Source organism: Nocardioides sp., assembly GCF_035576065.1.
Classification (GTDB): Bacteria; Actinomycetota; Actinomycetes; order Propionibacteriales; family Nocardioidaceae; genus Nocardioides.
Genome location: NZ_DATLWX010000009.1, coordinates 23,486 through 50,154, shown reverse-complemented (window position 1 = coordinate 50,154; position 26,669 = coordinate 23,486). Strand labels below are relative to the sequence as shown.

Annotated in this window: 28 protein-coding genes; 18 read left to right on the top strand and 10 right to left on the bottom strand. The window is 70.0% G+C overall.

What is annotated here, in order from left to right:
- The first annotated feature begins 103 nt into the window (after positions 1-103).
- From steA to VNJ48_RS04565, 3 genes are read left to right on the top strand one after another with little or no spacing between them, the layout of a single operon-like run.
- A complete protein-coding gene (gene steA, locus VNJ48_RS04575; protein ID WP_325599562.1) occupies positions 104-1,327 on the top strand; it encodes a putative cytokinetic ring protein SteA in 1,224 nt (407 codons plus the stop codon).
- On the top strand, positions 1,324-2,208 hold the full coding sequence (locus VNJ48_RS04570; protein ID WP_325599560.1) for a copper transporter: 885 nt from the start codon (positions 1,324-1,326) through the stop codon (positions 2,206-2,208). The genes steA and VNJ48_RS04570 overlap by 4 nt, the downstream gene beginning before the upstream one ends.
- An 11-nt stretch (positions 2,209-2,219) precedes the next feature.
- Entirely contained in the window at positions 2,220-3,929 is a 1,710-nt protein-coding gene (locus tag VNJ48_RS04565) for a CTP synthase (RefSeq protein WP_325599558.1), read from the top strand.
- On the opposite strand, the gene VNJ48_RS04560 is transcribed toward VNJ48_RS04565, so the two are convergent.
- Together VNJ48_RS04560 and VNJ48_RS04555 are read right to left on the bottom strand one after the other, a co-directional pair.
- Positions 3,926-5,716 (bottom strand): M1 family aminopeptidase, encoded by a 1,791-nt coding sequence (locus VNJ48_RS04560; RefSeq protein ID WP_325599556.1) that lies wholly within the window; start codon positions 5,714-5,716, stop codon positions 3,926-3,928. The genes VNJ48_RS04565 and VNJ48_RS04560 overlap by 4 nt on opposite strands.
- Positions 5,713-6,369 (bottom strand): hypothetical protein, encoded by a 657-nt coding sequence (locus VNJ48_RS04555; RefSeq protein ID WP_325599554.1) that lies wholly within the window; start codon positions 6,367-6,369, stop codon positions 5,713-5,715. The genes VNJ48_RS04560 and VNJ48_RS04555 overlap by 4 nt, the downstream gene beginning before the upstream one ends.
- A gap of 69 nt (positions 6,370-6,438) precedes the next feature.
- On the opposite strand from VNJ48_RS04555, the gene VNJ48_RS04550 reads away from it, so the two are divergent.
- The 4 genes from VNJ48_RS04550 (at position 6,439) to VNJ48_RS04535 (ending at position 11,765) form a co-directional block, all read left to right on the top strand.
- A complete protein-coding gene (locus tag VNJ48_RS04550) occupies positions 6,439-7,050 on the top strand; it encodes an NUDIX hydrolase (protein ID WP_325599552.1) in 612 nt (203 codons plus the stop codon).
- 76 nt (positions 7,051-7,126) lie between these two features.
- Positions 7,127-8,242 carry an alanine dehydrogenase gene (gene ald, locus VNJ48_RS04545; protein WP_325599550.1) on the top strand — a complete coding sequence of 372 codons (1,116 nt, stop codon included), beginning with the start codon at positions 7,127-7,129 and terminating at the stop codon, positions 8,240-8,242.
- On the top strand, positions 8,239-9,171 hold the full coding sequence (gene xerD, locus VNJ48_RS04540) for a site-specific tyrosine recombinase XerD (protein WP_325599548.1): 933 nt from the start codon (positions 8,239-8,241) through the stop codon (positions 9,169-9,171). The genes ald and xerD overlap by 4 nt, the downstream gene beginning before the upstream one ends.
- Positions 9,171-11,765, top strand: a complete 2,595-nt coding sequence (locus VNJ48_RS04535; protein WP_325599546.1) for a DEAD/DEAH box helicase — start codon at positions 9,171-9,173, stop codon at positions 11,763-11,765. Before xerD ends, VNJ48_RS04535 begins: the two co-directional genes overlap by 1 nt.
- A 12-nt stretch (positions 11,766-11,777) precedes the next feature.
- On the opposite strand, the gene VNJ48_RS04530 is transcribed toward VNJ48_RS04535, so the two are convergent.
- Positions 11,778-12,317, bottom strand: coding sequence for a gluconokinase (locus VNJ48_RS04530; RefSeq protein ID WP_325599544.1), 540 nt, complete (start codon positions 12,315-12,317; stop codon positions 11,778-11,780).
- A 323-nt stretch (positions 12,318-12,640) separates the two neighbouring features.
- Here VNJ48_RS04530 and VNJ48_RS04525 point away from each other — a divergent pair, with 323 nt between their 5' ends.
- From VNJ48_RS04525 to der, 10 genes are read left to right on the top strand one after another with little or no spacing between them, the layout of a single operon-like run.
- A complete protein-coding gene (locus tag VNJ48_RS04525) occupies positions 12,641-13,636 on the top strand; it encodes a ParA family protein (protein ID WP_414689909.1) in 996 nt (331 codons plus the stop codon).
- Positions 13,621-13,968: a hypothetical protein gene (locus VNJ48_RS04520; RefSeq protein ID WP_325599540.1), complete on the top strand. Its 348-nt coding sequence runs from the start codon at positions 13,621-13,623 to the stop codon at positions 13,966-13,968. Before VNJ48_RS04525 ends, VNJ48_RS04520 begins: the two co-directional genes overlap by 16 nt.
- Positions 13,965-14,882, top strand: coding sequence for a ScpA family protein (locus VNJ48_RS04515; protein WP_325599538.1), 918 nt, complete (start codon positions 13,965-13,967; stop codon positions 14,880-14,882). The genes VNJ48_RS04520 and VNJ48_RS04515 overlap by 4 nt, the downstream gene beginning before the upstream one ends.
- Complete coding sequence (scpB, locus tag VNJ48_RS04510) at positions 14,875-15,576, top strand: SMC-Scp complex subunit ScpB (RefSeq protein ID WP_325599536.1); 702 nt, start codon at positions 14,875-14,877, stop codon at positions 15,574-15,576. Before VNJ48_RS04515 ends, scpB begins: the two co-directional genes overlap by 8 nt.
- Positions 15,573-16,373, top strand: a complete 801-nt coding sequence (locus VNJ48_RS04505) for a pseudouridine synthase (protein WP_325599534.1) — start codon at positions 15,573-15,575, stop codon at positions 16,371-16,373. Before scpB ends, VNJ48_RS04505 begins: the two co-directional genes overlap by 4 nt.
- Before the next feature lie 18 nt (positions 16,374-16,391).
- A complete protein-coding gene (gene aroH, locus VNJ48_RS04500) occupies positions 16,392-16,778 on the top strand; it encodes a chorismate mutase (RefSeq protein ID WP_325599532.1) in 387 nt (128 codons plus the stop codon).
- Entirely contained in the window at positions 16,771-17,844 is a 1,074-nt protein-coding gene (locus VNJ48_RS04495; RefSeq protein WP_325599530.1) for a prephenate dehydrogenase, read from the top strand. The genes aroH and VNJ48_RS04495 overlap by 8 nt, the downstream gene beginning before the upstream one ends.
- 11 nt (positions 17,845-17,855) lie before the next feature.
- A complete protein-coding gene (gene cmk, locus VNJ48_RS04490) occupies positions 17,856-18,518 on the top strand; it encodes a (d)CMP kinase (protein ID WP_325599528.1) in 663 nt (220 codons plus the stop codon).
- On the top strand, positions 18,515-19,303 hold the full coding sequence (locus VNJ48_RS04485) for a lysophospholipid acyltransferase family protein (RefSeq protein ID WP_325599526.1): 789 nt from the start codon (positions 18,515-18,517) through the stop codon (positions 19,301-19,303). Before cmk ends, VNJ48_RS04485 begins: the two co-directional genes overlap by 4 nt.
- Entirely contained in the window at positions 19,300-20,655 is a 1,356-nt protein-coding gene (der, locus tag VNJ48_RS04480) for a ribosome biogenesis GTPase Der (RefSeq protein WP_325599524.1), read from the top strand. Before VNJ48_RS04485 ends, der begins: the two co-directional genes overlap by 4 nt.
- 2 nt (positions 20,656-20,657) lie before the next feature.
- On the opposite strand, the gene VNJ48_RS04475 is transcribed toward der, so the two are convergent.
- The 5 genes from VNJ48_RS04475 to VNJ48_RS04455 form a co-directional block, all read right to left on the bottom strand.
- Positions 20,658-21,365, bottom strand: a complete 708-nt coding sequence (locus VNJ48_RS04475; RefSeq protein ID WP_325599522.1) for a M23 family metallopeptidase — start codon at positions 21,363-21,365, stop codon at positions 20,658-20,660.
- 145 nt (positions 21,366-21,510) lie between these two features.
- Positions 21,511-21,720, bottom strand: a complete 210-nt coding sequence (locus VNJ48_RS04470) for a hypothetical protein (protein WP_325599520.1) — start codon at positions 21,718-21,720, stop codon at positions 21,511-21,513.
- Positions 21,721-21,777: 57 nt separating this feature from the next.
- Positions 21,778-23,382, bottom strand: coding sequence for an NAD(P)/FAD-dependent oxidoreductase (locus tag VNJ48_RS04465; RefSeq protein WP_325599518.1), 1,605 nt, complete (start codon positions 23,380-23,382; stop codon positions 21,778-21,780).
- Positions 23,379-24,329, bottom strand: a complete 951-nt coding sequence (locus VNJ48_RS04460; RefSeq protein WP_325599516.1) for an SDR family NAD(P)-dependent oxidoreductase — start codon at positions 24,327-24,329, stop codon at positions 23,379-23,381. Before VNJ48_RS04460 ends, VNJ48_RS04465 begins: the two co-directional genes overlap by 4 nt.
- Positions 24,329-24,760, bottom strand: a complete 432-nt coding sequence (locus VNJ48_RS04455) for an SRPBCC family protein (protein WP_325599514.1) — start codon at positions 24,758-24,760, stop codon at positions 24,329-24,331. The genes VNJ48_RS04460 and VNJ48_RS04455 overlap by 1 nt, the downstream gene beginning before the upstream one ends.
- 135 nt (positions 24,761-24,895) lie before the next feature.
- Between VNJ48_RS04455 and VNJ48_RS04450 the strand changes: the two genes are divergently transcribed.
- Positions 24,896-25,345: a hypothetical protein gene (locus tag VNJ48_RS04450; RefSeq protein WP_325599512.1), complete on the top strand. Its 450-nt coding sequence runs from the start codon at positions 24,896-24,898 to the stop codon at positions 25,343-25,345.
- On the opposite strand, the gene VNJ48_RS04445 is transcribed toward VNJ48_RS04450, so the two are convergent.
- Together VNJ48_RS04445 and VNJ48_RS04440 are read right to left on the bottom strand one after the other, a co-directional pair.
- On the bottom strand, positions 25,346-25,978 hold the full coding sequence (locus tag VNJ48_RS04445) for a DUF998 domain-containing protein (protein WP_325599510.1): 633 nt from the start codon (positions 25,976-25,978) through the stop codon (positions 25,346-25,348). It lies immediately after the preceding gene.
- 27 nt (positions 25,979-26,005) lie between these two features.
- Positions 26,006-26,578, bottom strand: a complete 573-nt coding sequence (locus tag VNJ48_RS04440; RefSeq protein ID WP_325599508.1) for a hypothetical protein — start codon at positions 26,576-26,578, stop codon at positions 26,006-26,008.
- Positions 26,579-26,669 lie beyond the last annotated feature (91 nt).

The window sequence follows — 26,669 nt, the reverse complement described above, 5'->3', positions numbered from 1 at the left end:
CCGACACCCGACACGGGCGACACCGCTGACGCCGAGATGCGCGACTCGCCCACGTCGGGGGCTGCCGGGATCCGCGTCGCAGGGCTGACACCATGGATCGGTCATGAAATTCTCCCCCCAGCGACTCAGCCCACCGCGCGGTCGGCAGCGCCGATCAGCCCTCCCGGGCATCCATGGCGTGGCGCGCCTCGATCGCCATACCTCGCACCTCATCCCGCGGTTGCGCTCGGGTGACATCGCGATCGTGGACCACCTCGACCTGGACAGGTCCACAGCGCAAGCGCTCGTGGACGCGGACGTCGCAGCGGTGCTCAACGCTGCTCCGATGATCTCCGGCCGCTACCCCAACCTCGGTCCGGACGTGCTCCTGCAAGCAGGCGTGCCGGTCTTCGACACCTTCGGCGGCGAGATCTTCTCCAGGGTCCGCGACGGTGCCCGTGTGCGCGTCGACGACGGCGAGCTCTTCATCGGCGACGACCGGGTCGCGATGGGTCGACTCGTCGACGAGGAGGTCGTGCGCAGCGAGATGGAGTCCGCCCGCAGTGGCCTGCGGGCGCAGCTGGAGAGTTTCACCCACAACAGCACGGAGTTCCTCCGCCGCGAGCAGGACCTCCTCCTTCACGGTCGAGGCGTGCCCCGCACGGTCACCGACCTCACCGACCGGCCCGTCGTCGTCGTGGTGCGTGGACATGAGTGGGAGAGCGAGCTCACCGGCATCAAGGCTTTCATCCGTGAGCAGGACCCGGTGCTGATCGGCGTCGACGACGGCGCGGACGCGCTGCGGGCGGCCGGGCACACCCCCGACATCGTGGTGGCCCACGTGGCCGACGAGGAGCTGCCGTCCCTCGAGGTGCTCAAGAAGGCGCGCGACGTCGTGGCCCTGGTGGAGCGGGGTGCCGCGCACTCGGTCACCGAGCGGTTCGAACGCTCCGGCGTCAAACCGCTGAGGTTCGAGACCGGCGCCACGACCGAGGACGCCGCCCTGATCCTCGCGGACGCGGGTGGCGCCAGCTTGATCGTGGGGGTGGGGATGCACGCGACGCTGGACGAGTTCCTCGACCGCAGCCGCACTGGCCTCCCGAGCACCTACCTGACTCGGCTCAAGGTCGGTCCGCGTCTCGTCGACGCTGCGGCAGTGCCGCGGCTCTACGACGGCCAGGTGCGCCCTCGACACCTCCTAGCGGTCACCCTCGCGGGCCTGGTCGCACTCGCGGCCGCCATCGGGGTCACGCCCGTGGGCCAGGAGTGGGCCGACGCGGCCACACCCGTGGTGGCCGACGCCATCGACGATCTCATCGAACTCGTGCAAGGACTCAAGCTCCCGTGATCACCTTCCGACACTTCCTGACCAGCATCGTGGCGGTCTTCTTCGCGCTCGCCGTGGGTATCGCCCTGGGGGGCGGCCCGCTGTCCAACTTCAGCGAGCCGGAGCCGACGCCGGTCGCAGCGACGGAGAAGACGGCGGACGACCCTGCTCGCTTGTACGCCGAAGAGTTCGCCGGCGCCGTGAGCCCGGTGCTGACCAGTGCCAAGCTGGCGGACCGCAGCGTGGCCGTCGTCACCGTCCCGGGCGCCAACGAGGAGATCCTGACCGCGCTCGCCGAGGAGGTCTCCGCCGCGGGCGGGACCATCACCGGGCGCTACTCGCTCACCGAGGACATGGTCTCACCGGACCAGAAGGCGCTGGTCGACACCCTGGGCGCCCAGCTGATGACGCAACAGGGCAAGACGATCGCGGCCGACGCGACGACGTACGACCGGATCGGGCAGCTGCTCGGGGTGGCCGTCGCGACCTCGACCCCGGAAGGGGATCCGGCCACCGATCAGCAGAACAGGATCATCGAGACCCTGGTGGGAGCCGACCTGCTCACCCTCGAGGGCAGCGTGACCAAGCGGGCACCGCTGGTCCTGCTGGTGCTGGGCGGTGAACCGGCCGAGGAGGGCGGCGACGCGATCCTGGCCGGCCTCGCGGCTGGCCTGTCCCGCGCCGCGGGCGGAGTGGTCGTGGCCGGCACGCTGGCTGACGGCGGCGAGGGCCAGGTCGGGCGGCTGCGCGCGGAGCCGGTCTCGGCCGAGGTCGCCACCGTGGACGGCATCGACACCGCCGCCGGCCGGGTGACCACGGTGCTGGCACTGGCGCGGTCGTTGAGCACCCCGGGCGGGGCCTTCGGAGCGTCGGGTGCCGACGGACCCGCCCCGCTGGGGTAGGCTCGAACCCCGTGAAGAACCCGACGCCGACCAAGCACGTTTTCGTGACCGGAGGCGTCGCCTCCTCGCTCGGCAAGGGGCTCACCGCCTCCAGCCTGGGCAGCCTGTTGAAGGCGCGAGGACTGCGCGTGACGATGCAGAAGCTGGATCCCTACCTCAACGTGGATCCGGGCACGATGAACCCGTTCCAGCACGGCGAGGTCTTCGTGACCAACGACGGGGCCGAGACCGATCTCGACATCGGTCACTACGAACGGTTCCTCGACACCGACCTCGGTCAGATCGCCAACGTGACGACCGGGCAGGTCTACTCGGCCGTGATCGCCAAGGAGCGCCGCGGCGACTACCTCGGTGACACGGTCCAGGTGATCCCGCACATCACCAACGAGATCAAGGACCGCATCCTGGCGATGGGCGGCCCGGACATCGATGTCGTGATCACCGAGATCGGCGGCACCGTCGGTGACATCGAGTCGCTGCCCTTCCTCGAGGCTGCTCGCCAGACCCGGCACCAGATCGGCCGGGAGCACTGCTTCTTCATCCACGTCTCGCTGGTGCCCTACATCGGCCCCTCGGGGGAGCTGAAGACCAAGCCCACCCAGCACTCCGTGGCCGCACTGCGGTCCATCGGCATCCAGCCGGACGCCATCGTGTGCCGGGCCGATCGCGAGCTGCCCGACGGCATCAAGCGCAAGATCGCGCTGATGTGCGACGTTGACGACGAGGCGGTGGTCACCGCCGCCGACGCGCCGTCCATCTACGACATCCCCAAGGTGCTGCACCGCGAGGGACTCGACGCCTATGTCGTACGCCGACTGGACCTGCCGTTCCGCGACGTCGACTGGACGGTGTGGGACGACCTGCTCCGCCGGGTCCACCACCCCCAGGAGGACGTCACCGTCGCCCTGGTCGGCAAGTACGTCGACCTCCCCGACGCCTACCTCTCGGTCGCCGAGGCGCTGCGTGCCGGCGGGTTCGCGCACGAGGCCAAGGTCCACCTGCGCTGGATCGCCTCGGACGAGTGCGAGACCCCGCAGGGCGCCGCCAAGCACCTCCACGACGTGGACGCCGTGTGCGTCCCGGGCGGGTTCGGCATCCGTGGCCTCGAGGGCAAGCTCGGCGCCCTGACCTACGCCCGCACCAACCACATCCCGACGCTCGGCCTGTGCCTGGGACTTCAGTGCATGGTCATCGAGTACGCCCGCAACGTGGCCGAGATCCAAGGGGCCGGCTCCACCGAGTTCGAGCCCGACACTCCTGCGCCCGTCATCTCCACGATGGAGGAGCAGAAGCAGTTCGTCGAGGGTGCTGGTGACCTCGGCGGCACGATGCGGCTCGGCCTGCAGCCGGCCGACCTGGTGCCGGGCAGCGTGGTCGCCAAGGCCTACGGCGTCGACCGGGTCGAGGAGCGCCACCGCCACCGCTACGAGTTCAACGACGCCTACCGCGGCGAGCTGGAGAAAGCGGGCCTGGTCTTCTCCGGGGTCAACCCCGACCTCGGGCTCGTGGAGTTCGTCGAGCTGCCTGCCGACGTGCACCCCTACTACGTCGCGACGCAGGCGCACCCGGAGCTGCGGTCGCGCCCGACGCGGCCCCACCCGCTCTTCGCCGGGCTCATCGGCGCGGCCATCGACCGGCAGCGCGAGCTGCGGATCCCGATCGACGAGCACGGGCTGCGCCGCCTCGACACCGACGACGACCCGGAGCATGACTCCGTCTAGAGCTCGCGTGCCCGGTTCAGCTGGGCCAGCACGAACGACTGGGCCCGGACCTGGTTGCGGGCGTACTGGCTGATCGCGTCGTCCTCGCTTGCAGCTTCCGCGGCCTCGAGGAACGATGCGTCGCCGACGGCGTGGGGATACATCCCACGGACCACCACGCCCTGGTTGAGCATGCCGCCCTTGAGGTCGGGGAGCTCCTCGAGATAGCGATGGGTGTACGGCGCCAGCAGGTCGCCCTGACCCGGGCGCCAGAAGATCGCCCCGAGCTCGAGCGTTTCGCGACTGGCCGGCACGGCGTAGTCGACGAAGAAGGCCCGCCACACGGCTTCCTTGGACTCGGAGTCGGGCGAGGCGGCCAGGACCTTGAGCCGCTTGATACCGGCGTCCGGGTCGGGGTCACGGTCCAGCATCTGCGCCAAGGCGTCGTCGTCACGCTGGCCGAGCTCCGCGCGGCGGATGGCCATGCGCCAGGCGAGGTCGGAGTCCGCCGATGCGGACGCGGCCTCCTCGGCGGCGGACCAGTGCTCCTCGGTGCTCGCTGACGCGGCCAGGGTGCGCAGGGCGGGCTGACGGTGCTCGGGGTCGCGCGAGAGCACGAGAGCGGCGTCGGCCAGCGCCGACCGCAGCGCCGGAGACTCGGCGGGCGGGGCCCACCGGTCGGCCACGAGCGACCCCACGGACAGGAACGGCTCGACCAGTGCCGGGTTGCGCTCGGTGTGGAGGGCGGTGCTGATCGCGGTGGCCGCGTCGCGGGGCGCCAGCTCGGCGAGCAGCAGCAGCTGGGTGATGGTGCCGAGCACGAGCGCACGAGACAGCGGCTCGGGGAAGGCGCCGAGGTGGCGGAGCATGAGCCGCAGCGACTCGGCGTCCGGCCGGACGGCGGCGAAGGTCAGGTCGTCCGCGTTCAGCAGTCGCAGGTCGCCCTCGGGCAGGTCCACCCGGGTCGCGTCGCCGGTCAGCAGGGCCGGTGTGACGGCGACCCTCTCCAGGACATCGCCCGTGACGGAGTACGACGCAATGTCGACGCGGTGCGGGCGCGGGGCATCGTCGTCGGAGGACTCCGCCCGAATGGTGTCGCCGTCGAGCGCGAGCACGTCGGTGCCGGCGCGATCGAGCCATGCGGCCGTCCATGAGGACAGGTCCTGGCCGGCGGCGCCGGCATAGGCGGACATCAGGTCGTCGAGCACGGTGTTGCCGTACGCGTGGGCAGCGAAGTAGGCGCGCAGCCCTTCGACGAAGGCGTCCTCGCCGATGAAGGCCATCAGCTGGTGAAGGACGCTCTGCCCCTTGACGTAGGTGATGGCGTCGAAGTTGGCCATGGCCCCGTTGACGTCGATCACCTCGCCCCGGATGGGGTGACGACCCGGGCCCATGTCCATGTCGTAGGCAGTGCGCTTGTACAGCGCAAGGAAGCTCGCCCACTGGTCGGTGAACTCCGTCGCCTCCGCCATGGCCCAGTTGGAGGCCCACGACGCGAACGCCTCGTTGAGCCACAGGTCGTCCCACCAACGCATCGTGACGAGGTCGCCGAACCACATGTGCGCCATCTCGTGGAGCACGAACTCCGCCCGGACTGCGCGCTGGTTGTGCGACGGGGGAGTGCGGAAGAGCTGGGAGTCGCCGTAGGTCACGCACCCCCAGTTCTCCATCGCGCCGCCGAGGTTGGGGACGAACACCTGGTCGTAGCGCGACTGCGGGAAGGGGATGCCGAACTTGTCGCCGAAGAACGACAGGCCCTGGCGGGTGAGCGTCACCAGCTCGTCCAGGTCCCGCTCGAGGTGCCTCACCAGCGACTGGCGGCAGAAGACCCGAGGTCGTAGCCGTCGTGCTGCTGTCGGATCTCGTGGAAGGGGCCAGCGTTGACGACCACCACGTAGGTCGAGAGTCGCGGCGTGTCCTCGAAGGTCCACAGGCGGGTGGCGTCGTCGATCTCCTTGATGTCGGAGGGCGCCGAGTTGGAGGTGACCGTCCAGGTCTGGGGCGCGAGCACCGTGAACGCGTGCGGAGCCTTGAGGTCGGGTTGGTCGAAGCAGGCCCACAGACGCCGCGCCTCGTCGGTCTCCAGGCTCGTCCAGACGTACACGAGCTTGTCGGTGGGATCGACCGTGCGCAGGATGCCCTCGCCGCTGGCGGTGTTGGAGGTCGAGGCCTCGACGACCAGGAGGTTGTCGGCCGCCAGGGCGGGGAGGGGGAGCCGGCCCTGCGCCGCCGTACTGAGGTCGAGGTCGACGCCGTTGAGGGTGGCGCGCGAGATGTCTGCGACGCAGTCGACGAACGTCGAGGCGCCGGGCTCGGACGAGGTGAAGCTGATGGTGCTGACCGAGGAGAAGACCTCCCCTTCGAGCAGTCCGCTGAGGTCGACCTCGATGTCGTAGCGAACGACTGCGATCAGGCGGGACCGCTCGGCGGCTTCGGTCTGGGTCAGGCTCGACAGCGTCATGTTCGGCACTCTAGCCACGGGTCCTGACGGCGGCAGAAACACGGTCGGTCCTGGCCTAGGCTCGCCGTCATGAGTGACGAGCCCCTGATGTCCTTGACTGATCGTGAAGCTTCGTGGCCCGTGGTCAGTAGTGAAGAGGTCTACGGCGACGAGTGGGTCGTGGCGGTGCGGAAGGACGTCATCACCCGGCCGGAGCACCCCGAGCAGGAGTTCGCCCGGATCACGGTGGAGCACCCGGGGGCAGTCATCGTGCTGGCGGTCGACGACGACGAGCGGGTGCTGTGCCTGCGTCAGTACAGGCACGCCTCCGGTCACGTCTTCGTCGAGCTGCCTGCCGGCCTGCGCGACGCCGGGGACGAACCGGCGGTCGAGACCGCCAAGCGCGAGCTCCAGGAGGAGGCCGAGATGTCGGCGCGGTCGTGGCGCCAGTTGCTCAGCACCTATCCGAGCGCCGGTCTGACCGACGAGGTGCACGAGATCTTCCTGGCCCGCAACCTGACTCCGGCGTCCCGCGGCGACTTCGAGATGAAGCACGAGGAGGCCGAGATCGAGGTCTTCTGGGCGCCCGTGGACGACCTCATCGACGCGGTCCTGGCCGGCCGGGTGCGACAGGGTCCGCTGGCGCAGGCGGTCCTGGCCTACGACGCCCACCGGCGCCGCGGGACCCTGGACGAGGCCTGACCCCGCCCCGGAGTAATGTCCCCGGCTGTGAGCGGCGTCACGACGAGGTGCGCCCGGGACCTGCGAGGAGCGAGTCGTGAAGATCGGCGTACCCAAGGAAGTCAAGAACCGCGAGTACCGCGTAGCCCTGACCCCGATCGGCGTCCACGAGCTGGTGCAGCACGGGCACGAGGTCTACGTCGAGAAGGACGCGGGCTCCGGCTCCCTGGTCCCTGACGCGGAATACGTCGCCGCCGGCGCCACGATGATCGACACGGCCGACGACGTGTGGGGCACCGCCGAGATGATCCTCAAGGTGAAGGAGCCCGTCGCGGAGGAATACCACCGCATGCGTGAGGGCCAGGTGCTGTTCACCTACCTCCACCTCGCCGCCGACAAGCCGCTGACCGAGGAGCTGATGCAGCGCAAGGTCACCGCGATCGCCTACGAGACCGTCCAGCTGCCCTCCGGCGCACTCCCGCTGCTCTACCCGATGTCCGAGGTCGCGGGTTGTCTCGCCCCGCAGGTCGGCGCGCACTCGCTGATGAAGGCCAACGGCGGCCGCGGCGTGCTGATGGGCGGCGTCGGTGGCGTCGCCAACGCCAAGGTCGTCATCATCGGTGCCGGTGTCTCGGGTCAGAACGCCGCCAACATCGCGCTCGGGATGGGTGCCGACGTCACCCTGCTCGACACCGACCTGGACAAGCTGCGGATGTCGTTCTGGCGCTACAACAACCGGGTGCACGGCCTGGCGTCGTCCAAGCTCGCCATCGAGCAGCAGGTCATGGAGGCGGACATGGTCATCGGCGCCGTGCTGATCCCGGGCGCTGCGGCACCGAAGCTGGTCAGCAACGACCTCGTCTCGCGGATGAAGCCGGGCTCCGTGCTGGTCGACATCGCGATCGACCAGGGCGGTTGCTTCGAGGACTCCCACGCCACGACCCACGACGACCCGACCTACCCGATCCACGACTCGGTGTTCTACTGCGTCGCCAACATGCCCGGCGCAGTCCCGAACACCTCGACGTACGCCCTGACCAACGCGACCTTGCCGTACGCCGTCGCGCTCGCCGACAAGGGCTGGGCCCAGGGCTGTCGCGACGACCGCAGCCTTGCACTAGGGCTGAACACGCATGCCGGGAACCTCACCAACGCGCCGGTGGGCGAGGCGGTCGGCATCGACGTGGTCGGGCTGGATAGCGTCCTTGCGTGACTGACACGGCCGCGCTCACGCGCGCCATCTCCATCTACCTGGACCACCTGGCGGTGGAGCGCGGTCTCGCGGCCAACACCCTCACGTCCTACCGGCGCGACCTCAGGCGGTATGCGGAGTACGTGTCCGAGCAGGGCGTCAGCACCCTCGACCAGGTCACCGAGGCGATGGTCGCGGGGTTCTTGATGCGGCTGCGCGAAGGCGATGCCAACCACCCGCCGCTCGGCTCCACGTCGGCCGCTCGCACCGTGGTCGCAGTCCGCGGCTTCCACAAGTTCGCCGTCGCCGACGGGCTCGCGACGCTCGACCCCGCGAGTGCGGTCAAACCCCCGACACCGGCCAAGCGGCTGCCGAAGGCGCTGCCGCTGGCCGACGTCGAGGCGATCCTGGAAGCCGCCAGCGCCCCTGACACGATCCTGGCGCTGCGCGACCGAGCGTTGCTGGAGCTGTTGTACGGCACGGGCGCCCGGATCTCCGAGGCCGTTGGGTTGGACATCGACGACCTCGACACCGTTGACGCGACGGTCCTCCTGCGTGGCAAGGGCTCCAAGGAGCGACTGGTGCCCGTGGGCGCGTACGCCCTGGACGCGGTGGCGGCCTACCTCACCCGGGCCCGCCCGGAGTTCGCTTCCCCGCGGACGCCGGCGGGAGCGATGTTCCTCAACGCACGCGGCGGCCGGCTCTCGCGCCAGAGCTCCTGGGCAGTGCTGGTCAAGGCTGCCGAACGAGCGGGCGTCACCCGTGATGTCTCGCCGCACACCCTGCGCCACTCGTTCGCCACCCACTTGCTGGACGGTGGAGCCGACGTCCGGGTCGTGCAGGAGCTGCTGGGACACGCCTCGGTCACGACCACCCAGGTGTACACGCTGGTCACCGTCGACAACCTGCGCGAGGTCTTCGCGACGGCCCACCCGAGGGCGAGGGACTGATGAGCACTCATCTGAGCGCGGTGCGCGGGGACGCGGACGAGGTCTATGACGCCTTCGCCACGTGGGTGGGGGAGCAGGGGCTGGATCTCTATCCGCACCAGGACGAAGCGGTCATCGAGGTGATGGGCGGGAGCCACGTCATTCTGGCCACGCCCACCGGATCAGGGAAGTCGCTGGTGGCCGTCGGCGCCCACGTCGCGGCCTTGGCCCAGGACAAGGTGAGCTTCTACACCGCGCCGATCAAGGCACTGGTGAGCGAGAAGTTCTTCGCCCTGTGCGAGGTCTTCGGCGCAGACAACGTCGGGATGCTCACCGGTGACGCGGCCGTCAACCCCGATGCGCCCATCATCTGCTGCACGGCGGAGATCCTCGCCAACATCGCGCTCCGAGAGGGTCGCGCAGCCGACGTGGGGCTGGTCGTGATGGACGAGTTCCACTTCTACGCCGAGCCCGACCGCGGGTGGGCCTGGCAGGTCCCGCTGCTCGAGCTCGTCGACGCACAGTTCCTCCTGATGTCGGCCACGCTGGGTGACGTCTCGTTCTTCGTCGAGGACCTGAAGCGGCGTACGGGCCGCGACGTCGCCGTGGTGGCAGATGCCGAGCGCCCCGTCCCGCTGACCTTCACCTGGTCGCTGGAGCACCTGGACGAGACGCTCGAGGAGCTCGTGACGACCGGTCAGGCGCCGGTCTACGTCGTGCACTTCACCCAGGCGGCCGCGGTCGAGCATGCCACCAACTTGTTGAAGAAGCCGCAGAAGTTGGTCGACAAGGAGGCCATCGCCGACCGGATCGGAGCCTTCCGCTTCGGCGCGGGCTTCGGCAAGACGCTCTCGCGCATGGTCCGCAACGGCATCGGTGTGCACCACGCGGGCATGCTGCCGAAGTACCGGCGCCTGGTGGAGCAACTGGCGCAGGCAGGCCTGTTGACGGTCATCTGCGGCACCGACACCCTCGGCGTCGGCATCAACGTGCCGATCCGCACGGTCCTCTTCAGCGGACTCGCGAAGTTCGACGGCAACCGCCAGCGCGTGCTCCGCACTCGCGAGTTCCTGCAGATCGCCGGTCGCGCCGGGCGCGCGGGCTACGACGTCGCGGGCAACGTGGTGGTGCAAGCGCCCGAGCACGTGATCGACAACGAGCGCGCCAAGGCGAAGGCCGAGGCGAAGAATGCGGCCCCCGGGGCAAAGGAGAAGCGCAAGTCGAAGGCGCAGCTGAAGAAGCCGCCCGAGGGCACCGTCGTGTGGACCGAGCAGACCTTCGACAAGCTCGTCGCCGGGGTGCCGGAGCAGCTCACCTCGCGCATGCGCGTGGACAACGCCATGCTCATCAACGTCGCCACCCGGGAGGAGGACGCTTTCGCCGTGATGCGCCGGCTCCTCACCGACAACCACGAGGACCGCCGCCAGCAGCTGCGGCTGGCGAGGCGGGCCCTGAGGCTCGGCCGCAGCCTGCTGCGCACCGACGTGCTGACCCGGCTCGACGAGGTGGACGAGTTCGGCCGGCGCTACCTGTTGACCGTCGACCTGCCACCGGACTTCGCGCTCAACCAGCCGTTGGCCCACTTCGCGCTGGCTGCCCTGGACGTCCTCGACCCCGAGTCGGCGACGTACACCCTCGACATCGTGACCGTGATCGAGTCGGTGCTGGAGGCGCCCCGGCAGATCCTGATGGCGCAGCAGTTCGCTGCTCGCGGCGAGGCCGTGCAGGAGATGAAGGCGGACGGCATCGAGTACGAGGAGCGGATGGCACTGCTCGACAAGATCACCTGGCCCCAGCCTCTCGCGGAGCTGCTGGAGGGGTTGTACGAGATCTATCGCCAGCGCCACCCGTGGCTGCGGGAGGACGCGCTCTCGCCCAAGACGGTGGTGCGGATGATGTGGGAGCAGGGGATGAGCTTCACCGACTTCGTCGGCCGCTACCAGCTCGCCCGGTCCGAGGGACTGGTCCTGCGCTACCTCACCGACGCCTACCGCACGCTGCGCCAGACCGTGCCGGAGTCCCATCGCACACCTGAGCTGGACGACCTCGTCGAGTGGCTGGGGGAGACCATCCGCCAGACCGACTCGTCGCTGCTGGACGAGTGGGAAGCCCTCAGCGACCCAGCGCATGTGCCCGGGCGGGTCGCACACCACGAGCCGCCCCCGCCTCCGCGTCCGATCAGCAAGCAGGGGCGTACGTTCGAGGTGATGGTCCGCAACGCCATGTGGGCGCGGGTCGACCTGGTGTCCCGCGACGACCTCGACGGCCTGATGCGGCTCGAACGGGCGGCCGCCGAGCGCACCGAGCCCTCTCGCGGCGTGGGCATGGGCCGCTCGGTGTGGGACGCGGCGATCGAGGACTACTACGCCGAGCACGACACCGTGCTCCTCGACGCCGATGCCCGCGGGCCCGCACTCCTGGTGCTCGGCCCCGAACGGGCCGGTGAACCGGTGGGTGCCGAGGAGGGGACGTCCGCCCGGGTCCGCGAGGTCCGACAGATCATCCACGATCCCGAGGGTCACCACGACTGGGTGATCGACGCCCTCATCGACTGCGACGCGTCCGACGAGGCCGGCGAGCTCGTCCTCCCGACGGTGGCCATGCGGAGGTTGTGACCGCCTCGGAGATCAGCCAGCGCGCTCGAGTGCCTCGATCGCCGCGGCGACCACGTCGGTCGCGGGTCGGGACACGTCGATCACGACACCCCGCTCGCCCTCGCCCAGCGGCTCCAGCGTGTCGAGCTGCGAACGGAGGAGCGAGGGCGCCATGAAGTGCTCACGCGACTCCATGCGCGCCATGATCACGTCGTACGGCGCAGCGAGGTGGACGAAGAACACCGCGGCCGCGCCGGGCAACCGCCCGCGCAGCACGTCGCGGTAGTCCTGCTTGAGCGCTGAGCACGTCACCACGATCGAGATGCCGGCTGCGTGGTGGCGGGCGATGACGAGGCCCAGCGCCTCGAGCCACGGTTCCCGATCGCCATCGTCGAGAGCGACGCCCGCCGACATCTTGGCGATGTTGGCCGGTGGATGGAGGTCATCGCCCTCCACGAAGTCCCAGCCGAAGTGTGCGGCGAGCTCGACCGCGACGGTTGTCTTCCCGGTCCCGGAGACACCCATCACCACCACGTGCTGCGGATGCGGGCCTGGGGAGTCGGGCGCTGCCATGGCCTGAGCCTAGTTCTGGTTCCAGTTCTCCTCCGGAGCCGCCGCCGAGTGCACAGGTTTGTGCACAGGGCGTCGTTGCCTGTGCACTCAACCGGGGGTTTCTGCACAGATTTGGCGCAGGGGTTGTGGGACTGGACCCACCTGTTGTGGGAGCCGGGTCGGGGTCCTAGGCTCGCCCGGAACCTGATGCAGAAGTGTCGCCGTGTCGACAAAGTCTCACGCGTCTTCCGTGGTGCAATCGGGTGAGTCGAACTAGGAGCTGTGCGATGACGAGTGGCGGGTTTTCCCCCTTCCCAGGCCAATCCGGGAGCAGCGCCTCCGAGATGCCCCCGCTCGTGAGCCCGCCCCAGCCGCGAGCCACCGCAGAGGCCCTGAGCGGCTCAGGCGCATCGAGCGAGCCCCTGCCCTTCATCCGTTCCGAGCAGCCACCCGTGGAGTCCACCGTGGAACCCGCCTTTGTCCCATCGTCCTCGGCACCCGAGCTCGGCCCGACGGGCCGACCGCTGCCGGACTTCCCCGAGCCCAGTCCCGTGGGCGCTCGCACCCGGGCGCGCGTGGTGTCCATGTGCAACCAGAAGGGCGGCGTGGGCAAGACCACGACCACCATCAACCTCGGCGCGGCGCTCGCCGAATACGGTCGCAAGGTGTTGCTGGTCGACTTCGACCCGCAGGGTTCGCTCTCGGTCGGCCTGGGTCTGAACCCGCACGAGATGGACCTGACCATCTACAACCTGCTCATGCAGCGCGACGTCGCTCTCGACGACGTGGTGGTGCCCTCCGGTGTGCCCGGGATGGACCTGCTGCCCTCCAACATCGACCTGTCGGCCGCCGAGGTGCAGCTGGTCCACGAGGTGGCTCGCGAGCAGACGCTGCAGCGAGTGCTGGCGCCCGCGATGGACCACTACGACATCATCCTGATCGATTGCCAACCCTCGCTCGGACTTCTCACTGTCAACGCCCTGACCGCCTCCGACGGGGTCATCGTGCCCCTGGAGTGCGAATACTTCGCGCTGCGTGGCGTCGCCCTGCTCAAGACCACCATCGACAAGGTGCGCGAGCGGCTGAACCCCAAGCTGGAGATCGACGGCGTGCTCGGCACGATGTTCGACGGTCGCACACTGCACAGCCGCGAGGTGATGCAACGGCTCGTGCAGGCGTGGGGGGACAAGGTCTTCCACACCGTCATCCGCCGGACCGTGAAGTTCTCCGACGCCACCGTCGCCGGGGAACCCATCACGTCCTACGCGTCGGCCTCCACCGGCGCCAGCCACTACCGCGAGCTCGCCAGGGAGGTGCTCACCCGATGGCCCGCCGAGTAAGCCTGCCCGCCGCCGACGACCTGTTCCGCACCACCGCCGACGCCCCTGACACGGTGTCCCGGCCGGTGCGTGCCGTCGCCGATCAACCGGCCGAGGACGACAATGGCCCCAAGAAGCCCAGTGGCCGGGTCCGGCACGACGAGAAGATGACCGTCTACGTCACCTCTCACGAGCTGCTCGACATCGAGCACACCCGACTCATGCTGCGACGCTCACACGGCCTGGCCGTCGACCGGGGGCGGCTCGTGCGCGAGGCGCTTGCCCTGGTGCTGGCGGACTTCGAGGTCAATGGTGACGACAGCGCCCTGGTCCGGCGGCTGACCGAGGAGTGAGCGCTGGACTCAGCGAGGGCACCCTCGCGCCGGCTGCTCACGGCGATCCCGGTCAGGGCCAGGCCCCTGCCTTCGCCGTACACCTCGACAACTTCGAGGGACCCTTCGACCTCCTGCTGAGCCTCATCGCCAAGCACAAGCTCGACATCACCGAGGTCGCCCTCTCGCGGGTGACCGACGAATTCATCGCCCACGTCAAGGTGGGCGGCAAGGCCTGGGACCTCGAGCAGACCACCTCGTTCCTGCTGGTCGCCTCGACCCTGCTCGACCTCAAGGCGGCACGGCTCCTGCCCCAGGGGGACGTCGAGGACGAGGAGGACCTGGCCCTGCTCGAGGCCCGGGACCTGTTGTTCGCCCGGCTCATGCAATACCGCGCCTTCAAGCTGGTGGCGGGCGTGCTCGAGCAACGGCTGGCCGACGAGTCCACCCGGCACCCGCGGCAGGTCGGCATGGAGGAGCGCTTCGCGACCCTGCTGCCGGATGTCCTGATCGGCATCGGGCTCGAGCAGTTCGCGCAGCTGGCGGCTCGCGCGATGGAGCCCAAGCCGGTGCTGGAAGTCTCGCTGCAGCACATCCATGCGGCCAAGGTGAGCGTCCGGGAGCAGGCGGCGCTGGTCGTGGACCGGTTGCGGCGCTCCGGCACCATGACCTTTCGCGCCCTGTGCGGGGACTCTCCCGACCGGCTGACCACCGTGGCACGATTTCTCTCGCTGCTGGAGCTCTTCCGCGAGGGGGTCGTGGCCTTCGACCAGGTCACACCGCTGGGCGAGCTCACGGTGAGGTGGACCGGCAGCGACGACGCCGAGATCGAGATCCACGACGAGTTCGACGGGACACCGCCACCAGACGGTCCTGACACCACCTCCGAAGGCACCCCCGAGGACGAGCAACAAGCCAGGAGAGACGATGAGTGAGACCCCCCAGGAGTCCGAGGCGCCGCCGGCGACCACCGAGGTCGAGACGCTCGACGTCGAGGTCGCCGACCTCAGGCCCTCGCTCGAGGCGATCCTGATGGTCGCCGACCAGGCGCTCGACAAGGTCCAGCTCGCTTCGGCGGTCGGTCACCCGGTCGAGGCCGTGGGCGGCGCCCTGCTCGACCTGGCGGCCGAATACACCGAGCAGGGCCGCGGGTTCGAGCTCCGCAACGTAGCGGGAGGGTGGCGCTTCTACAGCCGCGACGAATATTCGGGAGTCGTGGAGGGTTTCGTCCTGGAGGGTCAGCAGGCGCGGCTGACCCAGGCGGCCCTGGAGACGTTGTCGGTCGTGGCCTACAAGCAACCGGTCTCCCGCGCCCGCGTCTCGGCGATCCGTGGCGTCAACGTCGACGGCGTCATGCGCACCCTGCTGACCAGGGGACTGGTCGAGGAAGCCGGCCAGGACACCGAGACCGGCGCCAACCTGTATCGCACCACCAGCTACTTCCTCGAGCGCATCGGCATCACGTCGCTGGACGAGCTGCCCGAGCTTGCGCCGTACCTCCCCGACATGGACGACCTCGAGGACGAGCTGACGCAGATGGCCGGATCGAACCACGAGGCGCCGCCAGAGGCTCAGGCCGAAGCCGAGCCCCCACCAGCCGCACCCGACGGCGGGACCGAGATCTCATGAAGCCCCACGACTCCGACCCCTCCAACCTCGTCTCGCAGCGACCCGAGCCCGACGAGGACGGGCTGATCCGGTTGCAGAAGCTGCTGGCACAATCCGGCGTCGCCAGCCGTCGCAAGTGCGAGGAGCTCATGCTCGAGGGCCACGTCGAGGTCGACGGAGAGGTCATCACTCGCCTCGGCACCAAGGTCGACCCCGCCACTGCCGTCATCCGGGTCGACGGCAAGCGGCTGCCGCCGATCAGCGCCTCGGTCTACGTCGTGCTGAACAAGCCGCGCGGCGTCGTCTCCACGATGAGCGACCCCGAAGGGCGTCCCAGCCTCGGCGAGCTCGTGGCCGACCGGTCCGAGCGCCTCTTCCACGTGGGGCGGCTCGACACCGACACCTCAGGTTTGATCATTCTCACCAACGACGGCGACTTCGCCCAGCGCCTCGCCCACCCGTCCTATGAGATCGAGAAGACCTACGTCGCCGAGGTCGAGGGTGAGCTGCACAAGGGCGTCATCAAGAAGCTGCTGGCCGGGGTCACCCTCGACGACGGCCCGGTCTTGGTGTCACGGGCGCGCATCGTTGAAGGAAGCCACGGGCGTACGTCGCGGTCGCGCACCATCATCGAGCTGGTCATCCACGAAGGACGCAACCGGATCGTGCGGCGGCTGCTCGAAGAGGTCGGTCACCCGGTCACCCGGCTGACCCGGACCCGGATCGGTCCGCTCGAGCTCGGGACCCTGCCGCTGGGGCAGATGCGGGAGCTCACCCTCGACGAGCTCGGTGTCCTGCTCGACAGCGCGGAGCTGTGACCATTTAGGGTGACGCCCGTGGCAACGAGGGCGATCAGGGGCGCGACCCAGCTGGACGAGGACACCCGCGAGCACATGCTCGACCGGGTCGCGGAGATGGTGACCGACGTGATGGAGGCCAACGGCCTCACCGTCGACGACTTCATCTCCGTCATCTTCACCGCGACCAGCGACCTGGTCAGCGAGTTTCCCGCGTATGCCGCCCGGCGACTGGGGTTCGGCGAGGTCCCGCTGATCTGCGCCCGCGAGCTGGAGATCGCCGGGTCCATGCCTCGGTGCGTGCGGATGCTGGCACACGTGGAGACCGACACGGCGCGAGCCGACATCACCCATGTCTATCTCCACGGTGCGGCCAACCTGCGTCGCGACCTGACTCGGACACGGGACGTCCGAGACGATGGGTGAGCCGTCGCTGGGACTCGTGCAGATCGTCGGTGCCGGTCTGTTGGGTACGTCGATCGGACTCGCCTGCCGGCGTGCGGGGATCGAGGTGGTGCTGGGCGACGTCTCCGCTGAGCACGTGCGGACCGCCAGCGGACTCGGCGCAGGTCGCCCGATGTCCGACGACGACCGGCCGAGCCTGGTCGTGGTCGCCGTACCTCCCGACCACCTGGGCGAAGCGATCGCCGGCGCCCTCCAGACCACCGACGCCGTCGTCACCGACGTCGGCAGCATCAAGGGTCGGCCCCTGGTCGACGTCACGGCCCGCGTGGACGCCGCCCAGCTGCGCCGCTACGTCGGTTCGCATCCCATGGCCGGCAGCGAGCGGTCGGGACCGTTGGCGGCGAGCGCCGCGCTGTTCGACGGGCGCCCGTGGGCGATCACGCCACACGACACGTCGGCACCCGCCGCCGTCGAGGTCGTGATGGAGCTGGTGGCCGTGTGCGGAGCCGTCGCCACCACGCTGTCGCCGGCCGAGCACGACCGCGCGGTCGCGCGCACGTCCCACCTGCCACACCTGGCCGCAGTCCTGGTCGCCGGCCGACTGGCGGGCGCCCCCGCCGCACACCTGGCCCTGTCCGGACAGGGTGTCCGCGACGTGACCAGGATCGCGGCCAGCGACCCCGCCATGTGGCAGCAGATCCTCGCCGCCAACTCCGAGGCGGTCACCGCACTCCTGGGTGAGCTCAGCGGCCAGCTCGACGACCTCATCGCGGCTTTTCGCGACGACCAGCCCACCGCGCTGATCGACATCCTCAGCGCCGGCGTCCTGGGCACCCAGGCGATCCCCGGGAAGCACGGAGGTCCCGTGCGCCCCATGCGGTCGATCTTCGTCTCGGTGCCCGACCACCCCGGCGAGCTCGCCCGGCTGTTCGGGGATGCGGGGGAGATCGGCGTCAACATCGAGGACGTGCACATCGACCACGATCCGGGCCGTCCGGTGGGCCTCACCGAGCTCGTGGTCGAGGAGGGTCGGGCCGAGCACTTGCTCGCGGCTCTGGAATCTCGTGGTTGGACGACTCACCGGTAGGCTCTGCTCCCGTGAGTTCCCTTGTCGTTGCCATTGATGGACCCTCCGGCTCCGGCAAGTCCAGCACCTCGCGCGGGGTCGCCGCACGACTCGGGCTGCGCTATCTCGACACCGGCGCGATGTTCCGGGCGATGACCTGGTGGATGCTGCGCCACGACGTGGACGTCCACGATCCGGCGGCCGTCGCCGCCCGTGTCGCCGAGCCACTCGTCGAGTCCGGCACCGACCCCCTCGGACCGACGATCCATGTCGACGGCCTTGATGCCTCGGTGGCGATCCGCAGCGACGAGGTCAACGCCGGGGTCAGCCCGGTCAGCGCGGTGCCGGAGGTGCGCGCGCGGCTGCTCGAGCTGCAGCGCGCCATCATCGGCGACGGCGGCATCGTCGTCGAGGGCCGCGACATCGGCTCGGTCGTCGCGCCGGACGCCCCGGTGAAGATCTACCTCAGCGCCGACCCCCAGGCTCGCGCCGTACGCCGCGCGGCCGAGGCGGGTGGAGACGTCGCGACGACGCAGGAGTCCCTGCTGGCGCGCGACCGGATCGACTCGGGTCGCACCACGGCACCGCTCGTGATGGCCGACGGCGCGGTCCACATCGACACGACGCCGTACACCCTGGACCAGGTCATCTCGCGGGTCGTGGCGCTGGTGGAAGGTGCCGAGGCGCGCGCGTGAGTGACCTGCCCCGGCCCAGCAGGCACCACCCGAGGCGGGCGCTGCTCCGGGCACTGCGGCCCGTCCTCGGCACGGGCATAGCTCGATGGTGGGACCTGCGTGTCCACGGTGCCGACGATGTGCCGGTCAGCGGTCCGGTCATCTTCGCCTCCAACCATGCGGGCTGGCTCGACGGCCCGTTGCTGGCGATGATGTCGCCCCGGCCCGTGCACGCCCTCACGAAGCAGGAGATGTTCGACGGGCTCCTGGGCACGTTCCTCACCGCCACCGGGCAGATCCCGCTCAACCGCTTCTCCGCCGATCCCAGTGCCATCAAGACCTGCCTGCGCGTGCTGGCCGACGGTGGCGCGATCGGCATCTTCCCCGAGGGCACGCGCGGAGCTGGCGAGCTCGAGGTCTTCCACCACGGGGCTGCCTTTCTCGCGCTCGTATCCGGGGCGCCGGTCGTGCCGGTGACGCAGGTCGGCACTCGCCTGCCCGGTGGGGGCACCAGCTCCATCCCGCCGCGGGGCAGCCGCATCGACATGTTGTACGGCGAGGCGTGGCGCACCGCCCGCACACCCTGGCCGCGCACTCGGGAACAGACACTCGCCACCTCGGCGTTGTTGTGGGACCACCTGCGCCAGCAGCAGTCCCGCGCGCTCGCCCTCGTCGGGCGTGACCTGCCGGGGCCCTTGCCGCCGGGAGACGCGGAGATCGAGCCCGACACCGGGTTCGTCGAGCACTCAGACCACCACCACGACATCGCGGCCGACAATTCGGCCGACCAGCAGGGAGCATCATGACCGACCACGACGAATTCACAGACGACGAGTTCACCGGCCCCACTCCGGTGCTGGCGGTCGTCGGCCGCCCCAACGTCGGCAAGTCGACGCTGGTCAACCGGATCATCGGCCGCCGCGAGGCCGTCGTCGAGGACAAGCCCGGCGTCACTCGCGACCGTGTCTCCTACGACGCACACTGGGCCGGGCGGGCCTTCACCGTCGTGGACACCGGCGGTTGGGACCCGGACGCGCAAGGACTCTTCGAGCGGATCGCCCTGCAGGCCGAGGTCGCCGTGACGCTGGCGGACGCCGTGCTGTTCGTCGTCGACGCCACCGTCGGCATCACCGACTCCGACGAGGCGGTCGTCAAGATCCTGCGCAAGTCCGGCAAGCCCGTCGTGCTGGCCGCTAACAAGGTCGACGACCAGCGCACCGAGGCTGAGGCGTTCGGCCTGTGGAACCTCGGTCTCGGCGAGCCGTTCGCGGTGTCGGCGCTCCACGGTCGCGGTTCCGGCGACATGCTCGACGCGATCATGGCAGCGCTGCCCGAGGCACCCCCGCAGTCCTTCGGTGAGGTCGGCGGCCCCCGCCGGATCGCATTGGTCGGCAAGCCCAACGTCGGCAAGTCCTCCCTGCTCAACAAGCTGGCGGGATCCGAGCGCGTGGTCGTGGACAACGTCGCGGGCACCACCGTCGACCCGGTCGACGAGCTCATCGAGATGGGCGACCGCACCTGGCGGTTCATCGACACCGCCGGCATCCGCAAGCGGGTGAAGGAAGCCTCCGGGCACGAGTACTACGCCTCGCTGCGCACCTCGACGGCCATCGACCGGGCCGAGGTCGCCGTCCTCGTCCTCGACGCCGGGGAGACGGTCTCCGAGCAGGACATGCGGATCATCCAGACCATCCGTGATGCCGGCCGCGCGATGGTGATCGCCTTCAACAAGTGGGACCTCGTCGACGACGAGCGTCGCTACTACCTCGAGCGCGAGGTGGAGCGCGACCTGGTGCAGGTGCAGTGGGCACCGCGCATCAACGTCACCGCTCTCACCGGCTGGCACGTCGACCGGCTGGTGCCGGCCCTCGACAAGGCCCTCGAGGGTTGGGAGACCCGGGTCGGGACTGGCGCGCTCAACACCTTCCTGGGCAGGCTGGTGGGGGAGCACCCGCACCCCGTACGCAGCGGCAAGCAGCCCAAGATCCTCTTCGCCACCCAGCCCTCGACCGCGCCGCCGACGTTCGTGCTGTTCACGAGCGGCAAGCTCGACGCCTCCTACGAGCGCTTCGTCGAGCGGCGGCTGCGTGAGGAGTTCGGCTTCGTCGGGACGCCGATCGTGATCAACCAGAAGCCGCGCGAGAAGCGCAAGCGCTGACCTCAGGGGGTCAGTGCGCGGTCGATCAGCCAGAGGTTCGGGTCGACCGGCGCGCCCCCGGCGGGTCGCACCTCTAGGTGCAGGTGCGGACCGGTGCTGTTGCCGGACGAGCCCACCGTGCCGATGGGGTGGCCGATCTCGACCGTCTGTCCGAGCATGACCGACGGCGTGTCCTGGTGTGCGTACCACACCTCGGTGCCGTCCACGAGGGTCAGGATGGTCAGCAGGCCGTACGACGGGTGCAGCGAGATGCCGGTGATGGTCCCGTCAGCGACCGCGACGAGCGAGGTGCCGATCGGGGCACTGAAGTCGAGGCCGGTGTGGGTGCTGCTCCACATGGGGCCGAAGGCTCCGAACCCGGCCGTGAGTTGGTAGCTGTATGCAGGCACCGGAAGGATGTACTCCAGTGACGCGACATCACCGAAGTAGCCCAAGGACTTGAGGCGGTTGGCCCGGACGTCCTGGAACTGTGCGTAGACCTCTGCGACCGTCGGCGCCTTCTTCGGCGACTTCTTCGCCGCCCGTTCGCGCTTGTCGTTGTCGCGCTTGTCCTTGCCGCGTTCGAGCGTCGACTCCAGCGTCGAGGGCGACATCGCCGCCTCGTTCAGCGTCGTGGTGGTGACGTCGCCCGTCGCGGGCACTGGCGCAGTCAGGAGCAGCACAGTGGCGAGGGCGACGAGGCCGGGGCGGAGGAAGCGAGCAGGAGACACGGAGCGGGACCCTTCGAGGTGGTGTTTCTCCCTCTATGCTCACCCGCGGCCCTGATTCGCGTGGCCGAACGCACGCAATTCCCGGAACTGTGTATCTGCTGTGACCATCTGCCCACGTGGGGGCGAGGCGCCTACTCGTCAGGCATCACTTCGACGGCTCGGGGACGTCGACCTTCTTGCACTTCACCTTGGGGTTCAACCCGAAGTAGTTGAGCGGACCGGCGACGATGGTCAGCGCCACGTTGCTGGTCTCGGCGCAGTTCGTCCTCGCGTCGGAGAAATAGTCGCGTTGGAAGGCAGCGACGACGCCGATGACGAGCCAGATGACGACCAGGAAGCTCACTAATCTGCCCATGCCCCGAACCTAGGCCTCGCGCGTCGAGGTGTCGCCACCCCAGGGGGTGTCGCGCCGTCAGCGACCCAGGGCGCCACGAGCCACGCTGGGGAGCAACCGGCCTGCTCGCGCGTGCCACAGGGCCGCGCGGGCGGCGTTGTCGCCGCACGCGCCGTGCACCCCGCCCCCCGGGTGCGCAGAGGCCGACCCGAGGAACAGCCCGCGGATGGGGGTCTCCGCGCGGCCGAGACCGGGCAGCGGTCGGAAGACCAGCTGCTGGTGCAGCTGCGCGGTGCCGCCGTTGAGCGCGCCTCCCACCAGGTTGGCGTTGCGCGCCTGCATCTGGTGGGGGCCCAGGACCCGTCGAGCCAGCACCTTCGTGCCGAAGCCCGGGGCGAGTCGCTCGAGCCGGGCCTGCATCCGGTCGGCGAAGCGCTCGCAGTCGTCGGTGTCCCAGGTGCCCCGGATGCTCCCGTCGCCCGCGTCCGAGGACGTGCGCTGCGGCACGTGCGTATAGGCCCAGAAGGACTCCGTTCCGGCCGGAGAGCGTGCGGGGTCGCTGCTGGTCATCTGGCCGGAGAGCATGAACGGCGCGGCTGGTATGGCGCCCGCCTGCACCTGGCTCATCGCGAGCGTCATGTCCGCCACCGAGTCGGCGACGTGCACGGTCCCGGGCGCCAGCTCGGGTGCCCCGGTCCACGGGATCGGACCGTCGAGGGCCCAGTCAACCTTGACCGTGCCCGGATCGAGCTCGAAGGACCTCATGGCGGTGCGGACCGACGACGGCACCGCCGCCGGGTCGAGCAGCTGGCCGTAGAGCGCGGTCGCCACCACGTCGGCGATCACCGCTCGGCGTACGGGATGCTGCTCCCCGTCCGCAGTGCGCACGCCGGTGGCGCGTCGCCCTTCGACCTCGATGCGGGTCACCTCGGCGCTGGTGCGGATCTCGCCGCCACCGGCGCGGAAGCGGCGCGCCATCGCCTGGGTCAGCTCGCCCGCACCGCCCTCCGGCACCGGGAAGCCCACGGTCTGGCCCAGCATGGCCAGCAACATCCCCAGCAGCCCGGATCCGGGAGCCTCGAGGGGGATGTCCGCGTGCGCCGCGTTGCCGGCGATCAGCACGCGGGCGGCTTCACCGCCGAAGCGCTTCCTGGTCATCTCCCCGGCCGGGGTCAGCATCGTCTTCACGAAGTCGAGCCCGCCCACGTGCCTGAGCGCGGCCAGCATCCCCGCACCGTGACGGACCGGGGGGAAGGGCGTGAGCAGCGAGCCGACGAGGTGTGGCCCGACCCGGTCCCACTGCGAACACATCTCCAGCCAGGCGTCACCGTCACCGGACTGGTGCGCGTCGAGGCCCGTCGCGGTCATCTCCCGGTCGCGGTGCAGCACGGCCCAGCTGCCGTCGGGCAGCGGGTGCCCGAGGACCGACGGTGCGTGACGCCATACGAGCCCATGGCTCTCGAGACCGAAGGAGGCGATGGTGGAGGAGATGGCCGCCAGGGGGTAGAACGCGCTGAAGGTGTCCGTGACGAAGTCCGGGTGCACCTCACGATCGCTGCGGACGGCGCCGCCCACCTCGTGTTGGGCCTCCAGCACGAGCACGGACCAGCCGGCGTCGAGCAGCCGGTTGGCGGCGACGAGTCCGTTGGGCCCGGCGCCGATCACGACTGCGTCCCACGTCATCGGGTGACCCTAGTGGCCTGGCCTCGAGCGAGCACGCCCACGTTGCGGGCGATCCCGAGGAGGGCGCTGCCCTGGTTGCCGCGCAGGTCGTGCTCCTCCTGGAGGGAGTCCAACACGTTGCCCGGGCCGTGGACCACCGCGGGCACGAGGTCCTGTGCCACGACTCGGAAGAGAGGCGACACCATGCGGTCATAGACCCACGGCAGGGCGACGAACCCGAAGCGGATCACGTTGTTGGCAGCTCCCACCTGACCACCGCGCCATGGCTGCTCGGCCGCGGAGAGGGTGCGGGCAGCCACGTGCTCCGGGCTGGCCACCGGGAAGGGCGGACGGCCGACCGAGTCGCTGTAGTTGGCGGCCAGCAGGTAGATCGGCGTGTCCACGCCGCCCGGAGCGATGTAGGCGAACCGGACGCCGGGACGATCCCGGTTGTCCACGCGAAGCTGCCGGAACAGGCCCCGGACGCCCCACTTGCTCACGACATAGGCCGCCATCTGGGGAGCGGCGATGTGTCCCAGCAGGGATCCGACGAGCACGAAGCTGCCGGCGTCCTGCTCGCGCAGCACGGGCAGCGCGTGCCGGGCGAGGTTGACCGCGCCCACGAGGTTGGTGGACAACACCGCGTCGAAGACCTCCGACGGCAGGGCGTCCACCGCGCCGTAGGCCACCACGCCTGCGTTGCTGACCACGACGTCGAGGCGGCCGTGCCGGGCCATGGCCGCCTCGACGGCACTCTGGACCTCCCCGTCGATCGCGACGTCGGTCGGGCAGACCAGCACCGAGGCCGCCCCGATGGCCCCGCACTCCGATGCCACCCGTTCCAGCGCGTCCTCGCCCCTCGCCAGCAGCACGAGGTGATCGCCGCGGGCTGCCGCGAGCCGCGCCGTGGCCTCGCCGATCCCGCTGGAGGCGCCGGTGACCAGCACGACCTGGGGCGTCTGGGGCATCAGCGTCGCTCAGCGAGGAAGGCGAGCCGACGCAGCGTCTCGGTGTTGCGCCACTTCAGCATGGGGGTGCGTGCGACCTGCGGGACCAACCGCCCGGGGCCGGCGACCGCGTCCTCGAGGATCGCCACGTCGGTCTCGTCGCCGACCGGACGGAGGGTGATCTTCACCTGCGCCTCACCGACCGGCCAGGCGCGTGCGCGCAGGGTGACCGAGCGGTTCGGCGCCGACTCGAGGACCTCCGTGTAGTCGTCGATCAGCGCCGGCCACAGCCCCACCGAGTGGTGCAGGCGGCTGCCGGCGGCCGGCCACTCGTCGTCCACCTCGCGCATGCGGGAGGCTCCGACGACCCACACCGGATACAGCCAGCCATCGCTGAGCACCTTCCACACCTTCTCCGGCGTGGCGTGCATGCGGCGGACGTTCTCGGCCATGTCAGGTCCTCTCGTTGGTTGCTCACTCACGCTAACCGCGGGCACCGCGCCACCCACCACCCCTAGGGCCGAACCTCGCAGGCGCGACCCGGCAGGAGGTGGTCGTCGCAACCGGCGTCGTGTGATGCTCGGGGGATGAGCGACCTACCTGCCCCCGAGCACCGCCGCCCCGAGGGCGTCACCGACGCCACGGTCGAAGCGCTCGGCAAGCTGTCCGCCGCCATCGACCACGTCGAGGATGCCCGCGGGCACCTCTACGCGTTCCACCGCCTGTGTGGCAGCGCCGAGACGACGATGGAGGAGGCGACCGCGATGATCCGGGGGGCCGGGCACGACGACATCGCCGACGCGCTCGACCAGGGCGTCCTGGGACGCAACCCGCTGCCGGGCATGTGGTCCTTCCAGATGGTCGAGTCGTACGACGACGGGTTCTACGCCGAGGCCAAGGGGATCCAGCAGCGCGCGATCGACGAGCTCATGGACGGCAAGCGCCACGTCTTCGAGGCGGAGATGAAGGAGCTGCGGCGCACGCGGGGTCGTGAGGGCCACGAGGTCACCCCGGAGCACGCCGACGGCGACATCTGATCAGTCTCCACGCCTGCGGCGAGGAAGCCGGGTCCAGGCGAACCCAGCCAGCCCGATCAGCACCGGCCACAGGGCGAGGCGCTCCAGCGCACCTGCGGCTGCACCGTCCCCTCCGAGGACGAAGGCCACCGCCGCGGCGCCGGTGACGGCTCCCGTCGCGATGAGGGCTCCCCCCAGGACCGGCTGTTCGCTCCGCAGCCGCGCTCCGAGGACGACCAGCGCAAGCGGTTGTGCGACGAACAGCGGCGTCGCCGCCATCGTGTGCAGAGCGGCGTCCTGATCGAGCGGCGCGAGGCCGGTGGCGAGCGAGCTCAGGCCGGAGACGACCAGCAGACCAGTGGCCCACGGTCCCAGCGGCCGTGACAGCAGCACCGCACCCCCCGCCAGCAGCACCCCGAAGCCCATGAACGAGGCGTTCATCAGGTCGTGGCGCGGCGAGCAGTAGGCCGCCGAGCAACCGACCTCACCCAGCCGGCTCACAGAGTCGGCGACGAAGCTGTAGCCCCCGGTGGTCGCCGCGCCGACCATGAACTCGGTGGCGATGTAGGCCGGGCGAACGAGAAAGACGAATGCCCCGAGGCCTACGGGCCAGGTCGTCGCCAGGTCTCGGGATGCTGCTGCGGGTGCCGGCATCCGCTCACCGTAGACCGTGCTGAGGGGTCAGGCGCTGCTGGCGCGGGGCCCTGCGCCCAGTCCCGTGTTCAACAGGTCGGCCACGGCCATGGGCTGCAGGTCGAGAACGCTCGCGACCTCCCGATACGTGTGCCCGCCGAAGAGGCACAGGGCGAGGCACGCCCGCTGGACCTGGGCGAGGTGACCGAGCCACTGCGGGGCCGGCGAGGCGCCAGGCGTCGAGGACGCGTCTGCCAGGAGCTCCTGGCTGCGCAGGTAGACGTGGTGGGCCCAGGAACGGTGGGAGTCGCCGGTGGAGCCGCAGTCAGCTGCGCGGGCGAGGTCGTTCATGCCCAGCCGCATGGCCCGCGCCGCGGCCGTCTCGTCGCCGAGGAGGGCGTACGCGAGGGTGTAGACAGACGCGCCGTGGCGGTCCCAGAGGTCTTCGAGGTCACGAGTCCTGGGGGAGCGGTCGGTGTCCGCCGCTGCGCGGAGTGTCGACCCACGCCGGTTGCCGCGTTTGACCTTGATTCTGGTCGACCAGACGCTTCCGCCTGCTCGCGCGATCGGATCCATCGCTGTGCCCTGTGCTGCGCCCGGGGGGAGGTCGGCAGTCTTCATCGGGTCTCTTCCTGAACAATCGAGGGAGGTCTTGGACCTGCCTGTCTCACATGAATCTAGTCCAAAATTCAACGCATGTCTAGGGTTTGCA

Coding starts and splice junctions, on each gene's coding strand:
- VNJ48_RS04535 (WP_325599546.1), top strand. CDS start 9,171: ATGAGCACTCATCTGAGCGCGGTGCGCGGGGACGCGGACGAGGTCTAT.
- VNJ48_RS04530 (WP_325599544.1), bottom strand. CDS start 12,317: ATGGCAGCGCCCGACTCCCCAGGCCCGCATCCGCAGCACGTGGTGGTG.
- VNJ48_RS04555 (WP_325599554.1), bottom strand. CDS start 6,369: ATGACGCTGTCGAGCCTGACCCAGACCGAAGCCGCCGAGCGGTCCCGC.
- VNJ48_RS04495 (WP_325599530.1), top strand. CDS start 16,771: ATGGGTGAGCCGTCGCTGGGACTCGTGCAGATCGTCGGTGCCGGTCTG.
- VNJ48_RS04520 (WP_325599540.1), top strand. CDS start 13,621: ATGGCCCGCCGAGTAAGCCTGCCCGCCGCCGACGACCTGTTCCGCACC.
- scpB (WP_325599536.1), top strand. CDS start 14,875: ATGAGTGAGACCCCCCAGGAGTCCGAGGCGCCGCCGGCGACCACCGAG.
- VNJ48_RS04470 (WP_325599520.1), bottom strand. CDS start 21,720: ATGGGCAGATTAGTGAGCTTCCTGGTCGTCATCTGGCTCGTCATCGGC.
- VNJ48_RS04525 (WP_414689909.1), top strand. CDS start 12,641: ATGCCCCCGCTCGTGAGCCCGCCCCAGCCGCGAGCCACCGCAGAGGCC.
- VNJ48_RS04455 (WP_325599514.1), bottom strand. CDS start 24,760: ATGGCCGAGAACGTCCGCCGCATGCACGCCACGCCGGAGAAGGTGTGG.
- VNJ48_RS04505 (WP_325599534.1), top strand. CDS start 15,573: ATGAAGCCCCACGACTCCGACCCCTCCAACCTCGTCTCGCAGCGACCC.
- VNJ48_RS04460 (WP_325599516.1), bottom strand. CDS start 24,329: ATGCCCCAGACGCCCCAGGTCGTGCTGGTCACCGGCGCCTCCAGCGGG.
- steA (WP_325599562.1), top strand. CDS start 104: ATGAAATTCTCCCCCCAGCGACTCAGCCCACCGCGCGGTCGGCAGCGC.
- VNJ48_RS04550 (WP_325599552.1), top strand. CDS start 6,439: ATGAGTGACGAGCCCCTGATGTCCTTGACTGATCGTGAAGCTTCGTGG.
- VNJ48_RS04450 (WP_325599512.1), top strand. CDS start 24,896: ATGAGCGACCTACCTGCCCCCGAGCACCGCCGCCCCGAGGGCGTCACC.
- der (WP_325599524.1), top strand. CDS start 19,300: ATGACCGACCACGACGAATTCACAGACGACGAGTTCACCGGCCCCACT.
- VNJ48_RS04465 (WP_325599518.1), bottom strand. CDS start 23,382: ATGACGTGGGACGCAGTCGTGATCGGCGCCGGGCCCAACGGACTCGTC.
- VNJ48_RS04445 (WP_325599510.1), bottom strand. CDS start 25,978: ATGCCGGCACCCGCAGCAGCATCCCGAGACCTGGCGACGACCTGGCCC.
- VNJ48_RS04440 (WP_325599508.1), bottom strand. CDS start 26,578: ATGAAGACTGCCGACCTCCCCCCGGGCGCAGCACAGGGCACAGCGATG.